The organism is Myxococcus sp. AM009, assembly GCF_013372605.1.
Lineage (GTDB): Bacteria > Myxococcota > Myxococcia > Myxococcales > Myxococcaceae > Myxococcus > Myxococcus vastator.
In genome coordinates this window covers 1-14,922 of record NZ_JABXEP010000184.1, presented here as the reverse complement: position 1 = coordinate 14,922, position 14,922 = coordinate 1, and the positions used below count along the sequence as shown (strand labels likewise).

Below are 14,922 nucleotides of genomic sequence, written 5' to 3'. Positions count from 1 at the left end.
CCGAGCCCGCTGACAGCCGAACGCGGCTTTCATCCGGCAGCCGAAGCAACGCGCTGGAGCGCGCGGGCGTCCGCACTGCCACACCCGAACGCAGCCGCATGCCGGGCTTGAGCGCGCGCTCCGTGCCTCCCGCCTCGCGCAGGATGGCCCCCGCGACGGCGACCCGCTCCGTCTGCGTGGTGGCGTCGAGCTTCTGCGCCGCATTCGTGGGCACAGACGGCTCGCCGCCGGCCGCGGCGTGCGGGGCAGCCTCCGGACCCGAGGGCACCACGTCACCGCCGTGCGACGGAACGGAGATACTGGACGCAGGAGGGGAGGGGGCCTCCCCGTGAGCCACGAGCGCTCCGCCCTCATCCATCGCCCGGGGCGCGCGGACCATCCAGAACGCCAGCATCGCCGCGCAGGCGCCCGCGAGCGCCACGGCCCACGGCCAGCGGGCCCTGGGCGCGCCACGGGCCAGGCGCCGAGCCGCCTCCGCGCGGAGTCCTTCGCCCATGGCGTCCGAGCGCGGCGGGGGCATGGCGCCGCGTCCCGCGTGGAGGACCGCGCGGGACTGCCGCACCTGCTCCAGCGCCTGGGCACATTCAACGCAGGCGGCGACGTGCGCCTCCACCCGGCAGCGCGCGTCCGCGTCCAGCTCGGCCGCGGCCAGGGCCCACAGGGAGCGGTGCTCATGGCGAGCCATGGAGACCTCCGGGACGGTTGGCGCCGAGCAGTCGCTGCATGGCTTCGTTGAACTCCAGCCGCGCATGGTGGAGGCGGCTGCGGACGGTGTTGGGCGAGCTGCCCACGGCCTCGGCAATCTCGTCCGGGCTCATTCCACACAGCTCGTAGTACACGAAGACGATGCGCTTCTTCGGCTTCAGCCGTTCCAGCGCCAGCTCCACCAGCCGGGCCGCCTGACGCCGCGAGGCCACCCGCTCCGGGTCCTCTCCTTCCGCCGCCGTCTCCGGCAGCTCCCAGACAGAGTCCTCTGGCCGGCGCCGCTTCCAGCGCAGGTGGGACAGGGCCACGTTGGAGCACACGCGATAGAAGAAGGTCCGGAACCGGGACTCGCCCCGGTAGCCCTTCACGGCCGTCAGCAGCCGGAGATAGGCCTCCTGGAGCAGATCCTCCACGTCCACGCGGTTGCCGACCAGGTGCCACAAGGTGCGCGAGGCATCCGCCTGCGTGAGGGCATAGAGCTGTTCGAAGGCCGTCAGGTCGCCCTCCTGGATGCGCCGGACCAGGGCCTGGAGCCGCACCTCGTCCTGGGTGGGAACACCGGACACGTCGCGTCCCTTTCGCTCCTCGGAGAGGCTGGTGACGTGCGCGAATGAGCGGGCTCCACGCAGGAACACCAGGGGTTCTCCCTCGGCTGAAAGGTCCAGGCCACTACATACCTCCATGGCCATGGGTCTCCGGAAAGACGAAAGCCGATCAAATAAAATTTTTGATCATCCGTCTGCGCTACGGAGTCCACCGCTGCTGAAACCGGGCAACACCTCCGGTGGCCGGACCGGTACCCCCTGAGTTTTCGGAGTCCCCACTCATGCGGAACACCCCCATACGTAGCCTCATGTGGCTGCCGCTGCTCGCCGTCCTCTCTGTCCTCCCGGGCTGCATCGTCCATGGAGAGGATGACTGGTACGACGACTACGACGACGACATTTGCTACTGCTCAACCGACCGGGACTGCGACATCGGTGAGAGCTGCCGCAGCGGCGTCTGTCGGACCGTTCCGCCTGACTCGGGCGAGTGTTCGTCCTCCCGGGACTGCCCCGGGTCCCAGGTCTGCATCAACAGCGTCTGCTCGCAGTTCTGCTCGCGTAACTCCGACTGCGGTGCGGGCCAGCGGTGCGACGACCACTACTGCGTCGGGAACGGCGCCGTGGACGGCGGGACGCGCCCGGACGCGGGTTCCGATGGCGGGACGCGCCCGGATTCAGGGACGGACGGCGGGACGCGTCCGGACGCTGGCTCCGACGGTGGGACGCGCCCGGACGCGGGCGTGGACGGGGGTTCTTCTCAGCAGTGCCGCGTGAACATGGACTGCGGCGCGGGGAACTACTGCATCAACAACCAGTGCATCCGCGGCTGCTATGACGATTCCTGGTGTGATGCCACGGACACCTGCGTGAGCGGCCTGTGCCGCCCGCGCCCGGTGGACCCGAACACCTGCTCCACGGCGGCGGACTGCTCCGACGGGAAGGACTGCGTGGATGGCCAGTGCCGCGCGGCCTGCGACTCCACCACCCAGTGCCCGGACGACTACAGCTGCCAGATTGGCTACTGCATGCCCATCCCGGACGGGGGCCAGTGCCGCGCCAACTGCGAGTGCCCCGCCGGCCAGGTCTGCTTCAATGGCCAGTGCAAGGCGCCGCAGCCGGACCCGGGCCAGACGTGCGTGGCCAACTGCGACTGCCCCTCGGGTGACGTCTGCACCAACGGCTACTGCCGGCCGCCGGCCCCGCCGCCTCCGCCGCCGGACGCGGGCACGGGCCCGGCCTGCCAGGCCAACTGCGACTGCCCGTCGGGCCAGGTCTGCTCCAACGGCCAGTGCAAGGTGCCCGCGCCGCCGCCGGTGCAGGATTCCGGAACGTCCACCCCGGTGTGCCGCGCCAACTGCGAGTGCCCGTCCGGTCAGGCCTGCACGGACGGCGTCTGCAAGCCCGTCAACACGGGCAGCGGCGACAGCTGCCAGGCCAACTGCGAGTGCCCCGCCGGCGAGCGCTGCATCGACAACGTCTGCTGGCTGTAGCCGGGGCGGACGCCCGCGTCAGGGAGCCACCATGCGCCAGCAGCGGTGGATCTCCTTGCGCTGGAAGTCCTCGGGGATGGAGCGAGGGGTGATTTCCTCCACCTCCATTCCCCGCGTGGCCTTCGGGTCCAGTTGGAACCCCAGGAAGTTGTTGGAGAAGTAGAGGACGCCGCCGGGTGCGAGCAGCGCTCGGATGGCGGCCAGCAGGCGCGGGTGGTCGCGCTGTACGTTGAAGCTGCCCGACATCTTCTTCGACGTGGAGAAGGACGGCGGGTCGCACACCACCAGGTCGTACCGCTCCGGCGCGTCGGCCTGGGCCTCCACCCAGGCCTTGGCATCCGCGCGCACCAGCGTGTGCCGCGCGTCGGCCAGCCCGTTGAGCTCCAGGTTGTCCTCGGCCCAGTCCAGGTAGGTGTTGGACAGGTCCACCGTCATCGTGCTCGCGGCGCCGCCCGCGGCGGCGTAGACGGTGAAGGCCCCGGTGTACGCGAAGAGGTTGAGGAAGCGCTTGCCCTGGGCCTCCTCCCGCACGCGCGCGCGGGTGTTGCGGTGGTCCATGAAGAGGCCGGTGTCCAGGTAGTCGCCCAGGTTCACCCAGAACTTCAGGCCCTGCTCCTCCACCACGATGCGCCCGCTGTCCTGGCCCACCCGGCCGTACTGCGAGCGGCCCCAGGGCTGGGGCGTGTGGGTCTTCACGAAGATGCGCTCGGGGGGCACGGCCAGCACCTGCGTCACCGCGGCCAGGACTTCCTCCCGCTGCGTGTCCGCGGCGCCAGAGGCGATGGCGCGCCGGCGGGGATACTCCACGACGTGGGCGCGGTCGCCGTAGACGTCGATGGCGAATGGGTACTCGGGGATGTCCCTGTCGTAGACGCGGAAGGCCGTCAGGCCCTGCGTCCGGGCCCACTTGCGGAAGCGCTTGTCCCCCTTGCGCAGGCGGTTGGCGAACATGCCCTCGGGGCCGGTTCCGTCGTCAGCGCCCTGCGTACCTCGTGTGTCAGCCATGCCCAAGCGTCCTTCCGTCCAGACCACCGCGGCCCCCCTCATCCCTGAGTCTCCGCCGTACGACAAGCGCCGAAAGGCGGCGGTGGGGTGTCAGGCCTGCCCACTGTGTCGCTCGGGCACCGGTTGCGGTCCGGACGCGAGGCAAGAAGACTCCGCCGCCATGAGCGTGCGCGTCGAGAAGAACGGCCCCGTCACCACCGTCATCCTGGACCGCCCGGAGGTGCGCAACGCCGTGGATGGCGCCACCGCCCACGCGCTGGCGGAGGCCTTTCGTGCCTTCGACGCGGACCCGGACGCGCGGGTGGGCGTGCTCCATGGAGACGGGGGCACCTTCTGCGCCGGGGCGGACCTGAAGGCCGTCTCCGAGGGCCGGATGCCTCGCCTGGAGCTGGACGGAGATGGACCCATGGGCCCCTCGCGCATGGTGCTGTCCAAGCCCGTCATCGCGTCCATCGGCGGCCATGCCGTGGCGGGCGGGCTGGAGCTGGCGCTGTGGTGTGACTTGCGCGTGGCCGAGGAGGACGCCGTCCTGGGCGTCTTCTGCCGCCGCTGGGGCGTGCCCCTCATCGACGGGGGGACGGTGCGGCTGCCCCGGCTCATCGGCCTGTCGCGGGCCCTGGACCTCATCCTCACGGGGCGGCCTGTGCCCGCCCAGGAGGCGCTGGCCATGGGGCTGGTCAACCGCGTGGTGCCCCGGGGGCAGGCGCGCGAGGCCGCGGAGTCCCTGGCGCGCCAGGTGGCCGCCTTCCCGCAGGCGTGTTTGAACGCGGACCGGCGCTCCGCCTACACCCAGGCGGGGCTGGGCACCGAGGAAGCACTGCGTCAGGAGTTCGCCCGCGGCGTCAAGGTGCTGGAGTCGGAGTCCATTGTCGGCGCCACGCGTTTTGCCCAGGGGGCGGGGCGTCACGGGACGTTCGAATAGGCGGGTCCTGCTGCGCGGCCGGGAGGGACTGTGTTAGTTGCCCCAGCATGCGCTTCGACACGCTTGCCATCCACGCCGGTCAGGAGCCGGACCCCACCACGGGCGCCATCATGACGCCCGTCTACCTGACCTCCACCTACGTCCAGGACGGCCCCGGAGAGCACAAGGGCTTCGAGTACAGCCGGACGCAGAACCCCACCCGCAACGCGCTCCAGGCCTGTCTGGCCGCGCTCGAGGGCGCGAAGCACGGCGCGGCCTTCGCCTCCGGCCTGGCGGGCACGGACATGCTGATGCACATGCTGGATTCGGGCGACCACGTGGTCGTCTCGGACGATGTGTACGGCGGCACCTTCCGCCTCTTCGACAAGGTGTTCCGGCGGGCCGGGCTGCACTTCTCCTTCGTGGACCTGTCCAAGCCGGAGAACTTCGAGGCGGCGATTACGCCGAAGACGAAGATGGTGTGGGTGGAGTCCCCCACCAACCCGATGCTCAAGCTCATCGACCTGGCGCGCATCGCCGAGGTCGCCAAGAAGCGGAACATCCTCTCCGTCGCCGACAACACGTTCATGACGCCGTACTTCCAGCGCCCGCTGGAGCTCGGCTTCGACGTGGTGGCGCACTCCACCACCAAGTACATCAACGGCCACAGCGACGTGGTGGGCGGCTTCGTCTGCACCAGCCGCGAGGACGTGGCGGAGCGGATGTACTTCCTCCAGAACGCGGTGGGCGGCGTGTCCGGCGCCTTTGACAGCTTCATGGTGCTGCGCGGCGTGAAGACGCTGCACGTGCGCATGGACCGCCACGCGCAGAACGCGATGAAGGTGGCCCAGTTCCTGGCCACGCACCCCAAGGTGAAGAAGGTCACCTACCCGGGGCTGGAGGCTCACCCGCAGCACGCGCTCGCGAAGCAGCAGATGAAGGGCTTCGGCGGCATGGTGACCTTCGACATCCAGGGTGGGCTGGAGGCGGCGCGCACCTTCCTCAAGACGGTGAAGGTGTTCGCCTGCGCCGAGTCGCTCGGCGGCGTCGAGTCCCTCATCGAGCACCCGGCCATCATGACCCACGCCTCCATCCCCAAGGCGACGCGCGAGCAGCTGGGCATCACCGACGGCTTCATCCGCCTGTCGGTGGGCATCGAGGACGGGCAGGACCTGGTGGACGACCTGGCGCAGGCGCTCGACGCCGCGAAGTAGCCGCCAGGGCCACGTGGCCCGCCGTCCAGGCTGGAGGCGGCGGGCTGATTTGCTAGGCTGCCTGTTCAGGCAGTGCTCGCCCCTGGAGACCGACCCCCCATGACCCGAGAAGAAGCGCAGATGCTGGCGCAGGCGTTCCTCGCCGCCAACGGCAACCCCAACAGCGTCGGCATCAACCCGCAGGGCTTCGGCGGCGTCGCCCTGGGCGACGCTCAGCTCTACTTCGAGTGGCACGACAAGGAGCAGGCGCTGGAGTGCAGCGCCCTCATCCACCGGTTCCGGGACACCCCGAAGCCGGGCATCCTGGAGGGGTTCCAGGAGGAGCAGAAGAAGGGCACGGACACCGGCGGCGGCACCGTGGACTTCGAGCCGGAGAACAAGTCCCTGTTCCTCAGCCGCACCTACACCACCGCGCCACAGATCCCCATCTTCAACGACGACATGAAGCGGCTGATGAAGGCCAGCCTCGAGTGGAGCAGCACCGTCCTGAACCGGGTGGCGGACCGCGTCTTCGGACGCTGATCCCCTGTCGCAGTGCGGCAAAGTGAGGGGCACCGCAACTTCCCAGACACTGGGACGATAATCCCCTCACCAGCAGTCCACTCCTTACAAATCGTCCTGGAGCCCCCATGAACCCCATCGGGAAGTTCATCAACAAGGTCCGTACCGGTGCCGAGAAGGCCATTGACCGCACGCAGGACGCCGTTGGCAACGCCGTCGACAACGTGAAGGACGCCGCTGCCGCCGGTGGCCGCAAGGTCGGCCAGTTCGTGGATGGCTTCGAGAACGCCGCCTCCGGCGCCGCCCGGGGCGTGGGCAACGTCGTCGGTGGCGCGACTCGGGGCGTGCAGGAGTTCTTCGGCGGCGGCAACCAGCCGGACCGCGTGCACGACGGCAAGCTGCTGGGCGCGGACGGCGCGACCTTCCCGCCGGGCACCCCGCTGGCGGACATCCCGGGCGTGACGCCGGCCAACAACCCGAACCCGCAGTCGACGGTCCTCTACGTCAACGGCATCCTGACGTCGAAGGAGGCCCAGTCCGAGAGCCTGCAGGCCATCGCCAACGCGACCGGCTCGCGCGTCGTCGGCATCCACAACGCCACCGAGGGCATGGGCGCGGACCTGGCCCAGTGCGTGAAGGACAAGCTGGACAAGGGCACCAACCCGGCCGTGGACACCCTGGCGGACGCGCTCTACACGGAAATCAAGGCCGGCCGTGACGTGCACCTGATGGCGCACAGCCAGGGTGGCCTCATCTCCAGCCGCGCGCTGAACGACGTGTACAACCGGCTGCGCATCGAAGATGGGATGTCCAAGCAGGACGCCCAGGCGATGATGGGGAAGATTGACGTGGAGACGTTTGGCGCCGCCGCCACCACGTACCCGGACGGCCCGAACTACGTGCACTACGTGAACCGTGGCGACCCGGTCCCCAGCATGTTCGGCCTGGGCCCCGTCGCGGACAAGTGGAACCCCATCGCGGACGGTGGCGAGGGCTCCAAGGTCCACCACTTCAACGAGTTCCACCTGAACCCGTTCGACGGCCACAAGTTCGAGGACGTCTACCTCAAGAACCGCGTGCCGTTCGACCAGGCCCGCGAAGGCAACTTCAACCAGTAACCCATGGCGACCGCTCCCCGCAGTGGCCTCGCTGGTCTGCTCAGGTCCTGGATTTCGGGCCTGGGCCCCGCTGCTCCGGCGGACACGCCGCTGACGCGGGAGTCTGCCCAGCGACTGGTCCAGGGGTTCCTCCATGAAGAGGGCACGCCGCCCAGCCCGGGCATCAACCCCCAGGGCTTCGGTGGGCTCAACGCGGGGGGCGCATCGCTGTACTTCGAGTGGTTGGAGGACACCCAGGCGCTGAAGTGCAGCGCCTTGGTGTACCGCTTCCGCGAACCGCCCAAGCCCGGCGTCATTGAGGGCTTCCAGGCGGAGGAGCGGGAGGGCACGGACGCCGGCGGCGGCACCGTGGACTACGAGCGGGAGAACCGGGGCCTCTTCCTGGCTCGGACGTACACCCGCATGCCGACTGAGCGCGCCTTCGCCAAGGAGATGCGCCGGCTGATGAAGGCCAGCATCAAGTGGAACTCCCAGGTGTTGGACCGCGTCGCTTCGCGCGTGTTCCATCCGGAGGAGCTGGAATCCAAGGACCCGCCGGGTTGAAGTAGCGCCCATGCGCTACTTCGAGGACTTCCAGCCCGGGGACGTGAGCGAACACGGCCCCCACAGGGTGTCGCGCGAGGAAATCATCGCCTTCGCGACGCAGTTCGACCCGCAGCCCTTCCACCTGAGCGACGAAGGTGCCCGTGACAGCATCTTCGGGGGCCTGGTGGCCAGTGGCTGGCACACCGCTTCTCTGTGTCACCGCTTGCTGGTGCAGAGCTTCCTGGGGCAGACCTCCAGCCTGGGCTCGCCCGGCCTGGACGAGCTGCGCTGGCTCAAGCCCGTGCGTCCCGGGGACACGTTGCGCGTGCGCGTGGAGGTCGTCTCCGCCACGCCGTCGCGCAGCAAGCCGGACCGGGGCGCCATCAAGCTCCGCATGGAGGTGCGCAACCAGCAGGACGAGGTGGTGATGACGGAGCTGGCCAACGTGCTCTTCGGCCGGCGTCCGTGAACACGAAGGGCCTCCCGTCTCCGCTGGGGAGGCGTGGAGGCCCTCGGTGCTTCCCAGGCGCGAGCGCGCCGGGGACTACGCCCCCGTGCGGTGCAGGTAGTCGATGAGGTCGATCTTGCTGACGATGCCGACCACCTTCTCGCCGTCCTTCACCACCGCCACGTTGTCCTGAGCGAAGACTTCACGCAGGCGGGCGATGCTGGTGTCGAGCGACAGCGCGCCCTGCAGCGGCGCGATGATGCTGTCGATGGTGTCGGCGAACTTCGCCTTGCCGGCCACCAGCGCGTTGAGCAGGTCGTACTCGTGCACCATGCCCACCGTGCGGCCGTCGTCGCCCACCACCGGCATCTGGCTGATGCCGTGGCCGCGCATCGTCTCCACCACCTGGTCGACCTTGTCGCCGCGGCGCGCCGTCTTCACGTCCTTGGGCTTGTCGCCCAGGATGTCGCGGATGGTGCCGGCGCCCTTCTCCTCCATGAAGCCGTTGTCGCGCATCCACTCGTCCGAGTGGAACTTGCTGATGTAGCTGCTGCCCGAGTCCGGGAGCACGACGACAATCGTCTTGCCCTTGCCCACTTCCTTGGCCAGCTGCACCGCGACGTGAATCGCCGCGCCGGAGGAGCCGCCGGCGAAGATGCCCTCCTCACGCGCCAGGCGGCGCGCGGCGATGAAGCACTGGCGGTCATCGACCTGGCGCACGTCGTCCAGGTGGGTGAAGTCCATGGCGCCGCACAGCATGTCCTCGCCGATGCCTTCCACCTTGTAGACGTGCGGCTCGGTCAGCTTGCCCGTCTTGAAGTAGCCCTCGTAGACGGAGCCCTCCGGGTCCACGCCGACATTCTTGAGGCCGGGAATCTTCTCCTTCAGGAACTTGCCGGCGCCGCTCATGGTGCCGCCGGTGCCCAGGCCCGCGACGAAGTAGTCGAACTTGCCCTCGGTCTGCTCGTAGATCTCAGGACCGGTGGTGTTGTAGTGCGCCTCGATGTTGTCGGGGTTGTGGTACTGGTTCAGCATGAACGCGCCCGGCGTCTCGCGGTGCAGGCGCTTGGCCGTCTCGTAGTAGCTCTGCGGGTCCTCTGCCGGCACGTTCGTCGGCGTCACCACCACCTGCGCGCCCAGCGCCTTGAGGCGGTTGATCTTCTCCAAGGACATCTTGTCCGGCATGGTGAAGATGCACTTGTAGCCCTTGACGGCCGCGGCCAGCGCCACGCCCATGCCGGTGTTGCCGGACGTGTTCTCGACGATGGTGCCGCCGGGCTTGAGCTTCCCCTCCCGCGCGGCCTTCTCGAGGATGTAGAGCGCCATGCGGTCCTTGATGGACGCGCCCGGGTTCATGAACTCGCACTTGACCAGCACGGTCGCGTCGTTCGGCCCGACGAGCTTGTTGAGCTTGACCAGCGGCGTGTTGCCAATGGCGGTGAGGATGTTCTCGTGGATGTCCATCGCGGCTTCCGTAAGTAAATGAGGGTTCGCGGCGCGTCTTATATGCCGCCGCACTGGCCCGGTCGACAGCGTGTGGCCTCTTGCGACCCTGGAGAGTGTTGAACCCACCCCGGCGGACAGGGAGTTCCGACGCACCCGGACGTACGTGGGGGGACGGCTGGCCGCTCGTCGGGTGGGCGACAGCCCAGGGGGCGTGCGGGCATCCCCTCGGACAGGCCTTTGACCCGGATGGGCGCGCCTCCGATACTCAGGTGCGACTTGCGTCAACCCCCTCCGGAGAACCCCGTCGATATGGAACTCGAGGCCGCCCTGCGCGACCAGGTGGGACAGGCCATGGGCCGTCCCGTTCCCAGCGCCCCCATCACGAAGCTGAAGGGCGAGGCGAGCAGCCGCTCGTACTACCGCGTTGGCGCGCCACCCGAGAGCTGGGTGGTGATGGTGATGCCGCCCGACTCGACGAAGAAGAGCGACGAGGTCACCCAGGGCGAGCCGCCCAAGGAGCTGCCCTTCGTCAACGTGCACCGCTACCTGGAGAAGCTGGGCGTGCGGGTGCCGCGCATCCTCCGCTACGACGAGCCGGCCGGGATGATGGTGATTGAAGACCTGAGCGACATCACCTTCGAGTCCGCGCTGGAGGGCGGCAAGCACCACGAGGCGCTCTACACCCGCGCCGTGGACCTGCTGGCGCGCCTGCGCGCGGCGGCGGAGAAGCAGCAGGACCCGGACTGCCTGGCCTTCACCCGCGCCTTCGACGAGGACCTCTACGACTGGGAGCTGCACCACTTCCGCGAGTGGGGCATGGAGGCGTGGAGCGGCAAGACGCCCACGGACGCCGAGCGCGCCGAGCTGGACGCCACCTTCCGCGACATCGCCCGGCAGCTGGCCGCCGCGCCCCGCGGCTTCACGCACCGCGACTACCAGAGCCGCAACATCATGGTGAAGGAGGGCGAGCTGGTCGTCATCGACTTCCAGGACGCGCTCCAGGGCCCGCGCCAGTACGACCTGGTGGCGCTCTTGCGCGACAGCTACGTGGAGCTGGAGCGCGACTTCGTGGACGCGATGCTGGACCGCTACATCGCCACCTTCCAGGAGGTGAGCGGCGAGCGAATCGACGCGGCGTCCTTCAAGGCCTTCTTCGATTTGCTCACCATCCAGCGCAAGCTGAAGGACGCGGGCCGCTTCGAGTTCATCCACCGCGTGAAGGGCAACCCGGGCTTCCTGGTGTCCATCCCCGCGTCGCTGCGCTACGTGCGTGACGGCTTCGCGCGGCGGCCGGAGCTGCGCAAGCTGCAGGACCTGGTGGCGAAGTACGTCCCGGAGCTGGCGGCCTGAGATGAAGGCCATGGTCCTCTGCGCGGGCCTGGGCACGCGCCTGCGCCCGCTCACCGAACGCTGGCCCAAGCCGGCCATGCCCTTCCTGGGGCAGCCGCTGCTGCGCTACCACCTGGCGGTGCTGAAGGCCGCGGGCGTGACGGCGGTGGGCATCAACACCCACCACCTGCCGGACACCATGGCGGCCGTGGCCCGCGCCGAGTGCGTTCGCGCGGGGCTGCCGCTGCACGTGGTGAGCGAGCCCGTCATCCAGGGCACCGGCGGCGGCATCCGCGGCCTGCGGGACTTCCTGTCGGACGGCGACTTCATCGTCTTCAACGGCGACATCCTCTACCCGGTGGACCTGCGGCCGGTGGTGGCCGTGCACCAGGCCTCTGGCGCGCTGGCCACCATGGTGCTGCAGCCCATGCCGGCGGGGGAGCGCTACGCGGCGGTGGAGCTGGACGCGGAGGGCCGCGTGCGCCGCATCGCTGGCCACGGCCCCGGCGGTGAGGGCCTGTCGCCGTGGCACTTCACCGGCGTGCACGTGATGTCGCCGCGCGTCTTCGACTTCATGTCGCCGGAGGGCGCGGAGGACATCAACCGCGAGGTCTACGTGCGCGCCATGGAGGCGGGGCAGCCGGTGCGTGGCGTGCGGGTGGACGGGTACTGGTCCGACCTGGGCACGCCGTCGCGCTACCTCGCCACCGTGCAGGACGTGCTCGCCGGCCGCGTGCGGCTGGAGTGGCTGGGCGCGGACTCACCGCTGGCGGGGACCGCGCGCGGTGCGAGCGGCACCTGGGCGCACGCGGAGGCTCGCGTGAGCGGCGCGGTGGAGGGTCCGGTGTACCTGGGGCGGGGCGCCACGGTGGCGGACGGGGCCTCCGTGGGGCCGGGCGTGTCGCTGGAGCCGGGTGCGAAGGTGGCCTCAGGGGCGCGGCTTGCGCGAGCCACCGTCTTCGAGGACACCGAGGTGTCCTCCGGGGAGTCGCTCTCCGAGGTGCTCGCCTGGGGCGCGCACCGGATTGCCGCGCCGCTGAAGGGGCGCTGAGCGCCGCCGCTCAGGCGGCGTGGTAGCGGGCCAGCACGCAGGTGACGTTGTCGTTGCCACCCGCGGCGTTGGCCATGTCGATGAGCTGCGAGCAGGCCTTCTCCAGCTCCGGCGTGCGCTGCAGGATTTCCTGCATCTGCGCGTCCGTCACCATGCCGCTCAGGCCGTCCGAGCAGAGCAGGAAGACGTCGTCCTCCTGCGGCTCCACGCGGGAGACATCCACCTGGACGTTCTCCTTCATGCCCAGCGCGCGGACGATGACGTTCTTGTGGGGGAAGTTCTCGATTTCCTCCGGCGAGAGCTTCTTCGCCTTGAGGTAGTCGTTGAGGAGGGAGTGGTCCTCCGTCACCTGCTTCAGGGCGCCGCCGCGGAAGTAGTACACGCGGCTGTCGCCGACGTGGCCCACGTAGACGGCGCTCTGGCCGAAGTGCACCGTGACGATGGTGGTGCCCATGCCCTTGTACTTGGACTCGGAGCAGGCCTTCTCGAAGATGCGCGCGTTGGCGAGCTTGATGCCGGTGGCGATCCGGTTCTCGTCATAGTTGCGCGTCTTGTCCATCTTGAAGGGCCAGGTGCAGTCCTGGTCCTTGGCCGTGAGCTTGTAGAACTCCCCGAGCTCGTCCACCGCGATGCGGCTGGCGATTTCTCCAGACGAGTGGCCACCCATGCCGTCCGCCACGCAGAAGAGAAACTCTTCCGGGAGCATCAGGAAGTTGTCCTCGTTGTGATTCCGCTTCATCCCAACGTGGGTGCTGCCAGCGACCTCGATGCGCATGCGCGAGAACTCTTCTAGAAGGGCGAGAAAACGTGGCGCCGGAGGTTACCAAAGCGCTCGGAAATCGGTCAAAACTCGTGCATCCCGGCCGGACAGGCAGGGGCACTTCGGGCAGGGCCTCAAGGAACCGGCTCGAAGCTCAGCACGTCACCTTCCTGGGTGCCGCTGGCGGCCAGCACCCCCGCGGGGAGCTCCAGGACCGAGCGTGACTGGAAATAAACGGATGTCGCACGCCAGGGCGGCAAGGCGGGCATCTGCTTGACGATGCGGCCCTGGGCGTCCAGGAACAGCACGTCAATGGGGATGCGCATGAAGAAAGTGTGGATGGAGTTGCAGGGGACGATATGGAGCCCCTCGCCCACCTCCAGCGAGCGGCGCCCCATGAGTCCCTTGAACCGTTGGAGGAACGAGCTGGCCTTGTCGGCCCGGTCCGCCAGCAGCCGTTGCCGCGTCTCGTTGTTCACCTTCCAGCGCATGTAGCGCCTTCTACCCCATGCTCGAGCCCCTGGCGCGTCCTCTCCACCTGGTCCTCGTTTCTCCCCAGATTCCCCCCAACACCGGCAACGTCGCGCGCCTGTGCGCGGTGACGGGCTGCCGGCTCATCCTGGTGGAGCCCCTGGGCTTCTCCATTGACGACCGGCAGCTCAAGCGGGCGGGGCTGGACTACTGGGACAAGGTATTTCTCCGCCTGTATCCAACCTACGCGGCCTATGTGGCGGACTACCCGGAGGCCCGGCGGTGGCTCTTCTCCGCCCGGGCCGCGACATCCCTGTATGAGGCCCGGTTCGAGGAGGGGGACCACCTGGTGTTCGGCTCGGAGGTGTCCGGGTTGGCGCCGGAGGTGATGGAGGGGGGCACGGGGACGGCCGTCACCATTCCCATGCTGGAGGACCGCCGGAGCCTGAACCTGTCCACGTCGGTGGGAATCGGGACCTATGAGGCCCTGCGACAGGTCGGTTTCACCGGAGCGGGCAGGCAAGCACTCCCGGCAAGTTGAGGGGCCGTGTAGAGGGATTACACTGCGGCGACGCATGACCCCGTCGCAGGCCGCCGAAGCGCTCTATTCCGCCCACAAGTCCCGCGCCACCGGGAGGCTCACGCTTTGCTCGGGAGGGCGTGAGTCCCGGCTGTGGCTGCGGGAGGGGAACCTCGTGGGGACGCAGCTGGGCTTCGGGTTCCAGAGCCCGGCGCAGGCGTTGCTCCAGTCCGGGATGCTGGACGCGGAGGCGCTGGACACGCTGTGGGCGCGGGGTGGGGCAGGGGCTCCGGACGAGGAGACGCTGGAGGCGTTCGAGTTGGCGCCGGAGGTGGTGGCGGAGCAGCAGGTGCTCGCGCAGGTCCGGCGGTTGAGCGCGCTGGCGGAGCAGGCCGCGTTCGAGCCGGGGATGGTGGATGCGGAGGGGTTTCGGCCCATCTCAGGCGTGCGGGTGGTGCGCGCGGCGCTGGAGGGGCCGATTCATGGCGGCGCGGCGGCGCGGGTGTTCCGCTGTGAGGATGTCGAGGCCTGTGGGCCGTGGCTCGCGGATGCTTCGGAGCGGGCGTTCCTGGAGACGTTGGCGGAGTTCCGTGCGCCGGAGTCGCTGACGCCCGCGCAGGAAGCGCTGCTGCTCGTGCTGGAGCGTGAGGGCTGGGTGCAGGCGCTCTCCGTGGAGGACTGGGAGGAGCGCGAGCGGGTTCGACGGGAGGAGGAAGAGGCTCGGCAGCGGGCGGAGGAGGCTCGGCTCGAAGCGGAGCGGCGGCGGGCGGAGGAGGCTCGGCTCGAAGCGGAGCGGCTTGCCGAGGAGGCGCGGCTTGCCGAGGAGGCTCGGCTCGAAGCGGAGCGGCTTGCCGAGGAGGCTCGACTTGCGGAGGAGGCTCGGCTCGAAGCGG

15 protein-coding genes and 2 pseudogenes are annotated in these 14,922 nt (G+C 69.3%); 11 read left to right on the top strand and 6 right to left on the bottom strand.

Annotated features, from left to right (window positions below; all coding sequences use genetic code 11):
* Positions 1–685: pseudogene (locus HV824_RS31120) on the bottom strand (VgrG protein); the annotation flags it as partial.
* Positions 672–1,340, bottom strand: a complete 669-nt coding sequence (locus tag HV824_RS31115) for an RNA polymerase sigma factor (RefSeq protein WP_176424873.1) — start codon at positions 1,338–1,340, stop codon at positions 672–674. The pseudogene HV824_RS31120 and the gene HV824_RS31115, both read right to left, overlap by 14 nt.
* 191 nt (positions 1,341–1,531) lie before the next feature.
* Here HV824_RS31115 and HV824_RS31110 point away from each other — a divergent pair, with 191 nt between their 5' ends.
* A complete protein-coding gene (locus HV824_RS31110; protein WP_176420569.1) occupies positions 1,532–2,740 on the top strand; it encodes a Dickkopf N-terminal cysteine-rich domain-containing protein in 1,209 nt (402 codons plus the stop codon).
* 18 nt (positions 2,741–2,758) lie between these two features.
* Here HV824_RS31110 and HV824_RS31105 read toward each other — a convergent pair whose 3' ends face one another.
* Positions 2,759–3,745, bottom strand: coding sequence for a class I SAM-dependent methyltransferase (locus HV824_RS31105; protein WP_176420568.1), 987 nt, complete (start codon positions 3,743–3,745; stop codon positions 2,759–2,761).
* Positions 3,746–3,905: 160 nt separating this feature from the next.
* Between HV824_RS31105 and HV824_RS31100 the strand changes: the two genes are divergently transcribed.
* From HV824_RS31100 to HV824_RS31075, 6 genes are all read left to right on the top strand, one after another.
* On the top strand, positions 3,906–4,667 hold the full coding sequence (locus HV824_RS31100; protein WP_176424872.1) for a crotonase/enoyl-CoA hydratase family protein: 762 nt from the start codon (positions 3,906–3,908) through the stop codon (positions 4,665–4,667).
* A gap of 47 nt (positions 4,668–4,714) precedes the next feature.
* Positions 4,715–5,860: a cystathionine gamma-synthase gene (locus tag HV824_RS31095; protein WP_176420566.1), complete on the top strand. Its 1,146-nt coding sequence runs from the start codon at positions 4,715–4,717 to the stop codon at positions 5,858–5,860.
* 99 nt (positions 5,861–5,959) lie between these two features.
* Positions 5,960–6,382: a hypothetical protein gene (locus tag HV824_RS31090; protein WP_163782945.1), complete on the top strand. Its 423-nt coding sequence runs from the start codon at positions 5,960–5,962 to the stop codon at positions 6,380–6,382.
* A 107-nt stretch (positions 6,383–6,489) separates the two neighbouring features.
* Positions 6,490–7,479: a hypothetical protein gene (locus HV824_RS31085; RefSeq protein WP_176420565.1), complete on the top strand. Its 990-nt coding sequence runs from the start codon at positions 6,490–6,492 to the stop codon at positions 7,477–7,479.
* A gap of 3 nt (positions 7,480–7,482) precedes the next feature.
* Positions 7,483–8,022: a hypothetical protein gene (locus HV824_RS31080; protein WP_176420564.1), complete on the top strand. Its 540-nt coding sequence runs from the start codon at positions 7,483–7,485 to the stop codon at positions 8,020–8,022.
* Between the two features lie 10 nt (positions 8,023–8,032).
* The gene (locus HV824_RS31075) at positions 8,033–8,473 is read left to right on the top strand and encodes a MaoC family dehydratase (protein ID WP_176420563.1); all 441 of its coding nucleotides are present in this window, start codon (positions 8,033–8,035) and stop codon (positions 8,471–8,473) included.
* A gap of 75 nt (positions 8,474–8,548) precedes the next feature.
* On the opposite strand, the gene HV824_RS31070 is transcribed toward HV824_RS31075, so the two are convergent.
* Positions 8,549–9,916 carry a pyridoxal-phosphate dependent enzyme gene (locus tag HV824_RS31070; RefSeq protein WP_176424871.1) on the bottom strand — a complete coding sequence of 456 codons (1,368 nt, stop codon included), beginning with the start codon at positions 9,914–9,916 and terminating at the stop codon, positions 8,549–8,551.
* A 291-nt stretch (positions 9,917–10,207) separates the two neighbouring features.
* On the opposite strand from HV824_RS31070, the gene HV824_RS31065 reads away from it, so the two are divergent.
* Both HV824_RS31065 and HV824_RS31060 read left to right on the top strand, forming a co-directional pair.
* Positions 10,208–11,248, top strand: a complete 1,041-nt coding sequence (locus HV824_RS31065; protein WP_176420561.1) for an aminoglycoside phosphotransferase family protein — start codon at positions 10,208–10,210, stop codon at positions 11,246–11,248.
* Between the two features lies 1 nt (position 11,249).
* Positions 11,250–12,278, top strand: a complete 1,029-nt coding sequence (locus tag HV824_RS31060) for a sugar phosphate nucleotidyltransferase (protein ID WP_176424870.1) — start codon at positions 11,250–11,252, stop codon at positions 12,276–12,278.
* Positions 12,279–12,288: 10 nt separating this feature from the next.
* Here the strand turns inward: HV824_RS31060 and HV824_RS31055 are convergent, their stop codons facing one another.
* Positions 12,289–13,053: a Stp1/IreP family PP2C-type Ser/Thr phosphatase gene (locus tag HV824_RS31055; RefSeq protein WP_163782938.1), complete on the bottom strand. Its 765-nt coding sequence runs from the start codon at positions 13,051–13,053 to the stop codon at positions 12,289–12,291.
* A 119-nt stretch (positions 13,054–13,172) separates the two neighbouring features.
* Positions 13,173–13,529 (bottom strand): DUF192 domain-containing protein, encoded by a 357-nt coding sequence (locus HV824_RS31050; protein ID WP_176420559.1) that lies wholly within the window; start codon positions 13,527–13,529, stop codon positions 13,173–13,175.
* 17 nt (positions 13,530–13,546) lie between these two features.
* Here HV824_RS31050 and HV824_RS31045 point away from each other — a divergent pair, with 17 nt between their 5' ends.
* Positions 13,547–14,050, top strand: coding sequence for a tRNA (cytidine(34)-2'-O)-methyltransferase (locus HV824_RS31045; RefSeq protein WP_176420558.1), 504 nt, complete (start codon positions 13,547–13,549; stop codon positions 14,048–14,050).
* Positions 14,051–14,084: 34 nt separating this feature from the next.
* Positions 14,085–14,922, top strand: a pseudogene (locus tag HV824_RS31040) (molecular chaperone DnaJ); the annotation flags it as partial.

Coding starts and splice junctions, on each gene's coding strand:
- HV824_RS31110 (WP_176420569.1), top strand. CDS start 1,532: ATGCGGAACACCCCCATACGTAGCCTCATGTGGCTGCCGCTGCTCGCC.
- HV824_RS31105 (WP_176420568.1), bottom strand. CDS start 3,745: ATGGCTGACACACGAGGTACGCAGGGCGCTGACGACGGAACCGGCCCC.
- HV824_RS31100 (WP_176424872.1), top strand. CDS start 3,906: ATGAGCGTGCGCGTCGAGAAGAACGGCCCCGTCACCACCGTCATCCTG.
- HV824_RS31095 (WP_176420566.1), top strand. CDS start 4,715: ATGCGCTTCGACACGCTTGCCATCCACGCCGGTCAGGAGCCGGACCCC.
- HV824_RS31090 (WP_163782945.1), top strand. CDS start 5,960: ATGACCCGAGAAGAAGCGCAGATGCTGGCGCAGGCGTTCCTCGCCGCC.
- HV824_RS31085 (WP_176420565.1), top strand. CDS start 6,490: ATGAACCCCATCGGGAAGTTCATCAACAAGGTCCGTACCGGTGCCGAG.
- HV824_RS31080 (WP_176420564.1), top strand. CDS start 7,483: ATGGCGACCGCTCCCCGCAGTGGCCTCGCTGGTCTGCTCAGGTCCTGG.
- HV824_RS31075 (WP_176420563.1), top strand. CDS start 8,033: ATGCGCTACTTCGAGGACTTCCAGCCCGGGGACGTGAGCGAACACGGC.
- HV824_RS31070 (WP_176424871.1), bottom strand. CDS start 9,916: ATGGACATCCACGAGAACATCCTCACCGCCATTGGCAACACGCCGCTG.
- HV824_RS31065 (WP_176420561.1), top strand. CDS start 10,208: ATGGAACTCGAGGCCGCCCTGCGCGACCAGGTGGGACAGGCCATGGGC.
- HV824_RS31060 (WP_176424870.1), top strand. CDS start 11,250: ATGAAGGCCATGGTCCTCTGCGCGGGCCTGGGCACGCGCCTGCGCCCG.
- HV824_RS31055 (WP_163782938.1), bottom strand. CDS start 13,053: ATGCGCATCGAGGTCGCTGGCAGCACCCACGTTGGGATGAAGCGGAAT.
- HV824_RS31050 (WP_176420559.1), bottom strand. CDS start 13,529: ATGCGCTGGAAGGTGAACAACGAGACGCGGCAACGGCTGCTGGCGGAC.
- HV824_RS31045 (WP_176420558.1), top strand. CDS start 13,547: ATGCTCGAGCCCCTGGCGCGTCCTCTCCACCTGGTCCTCGTTTCTCCC.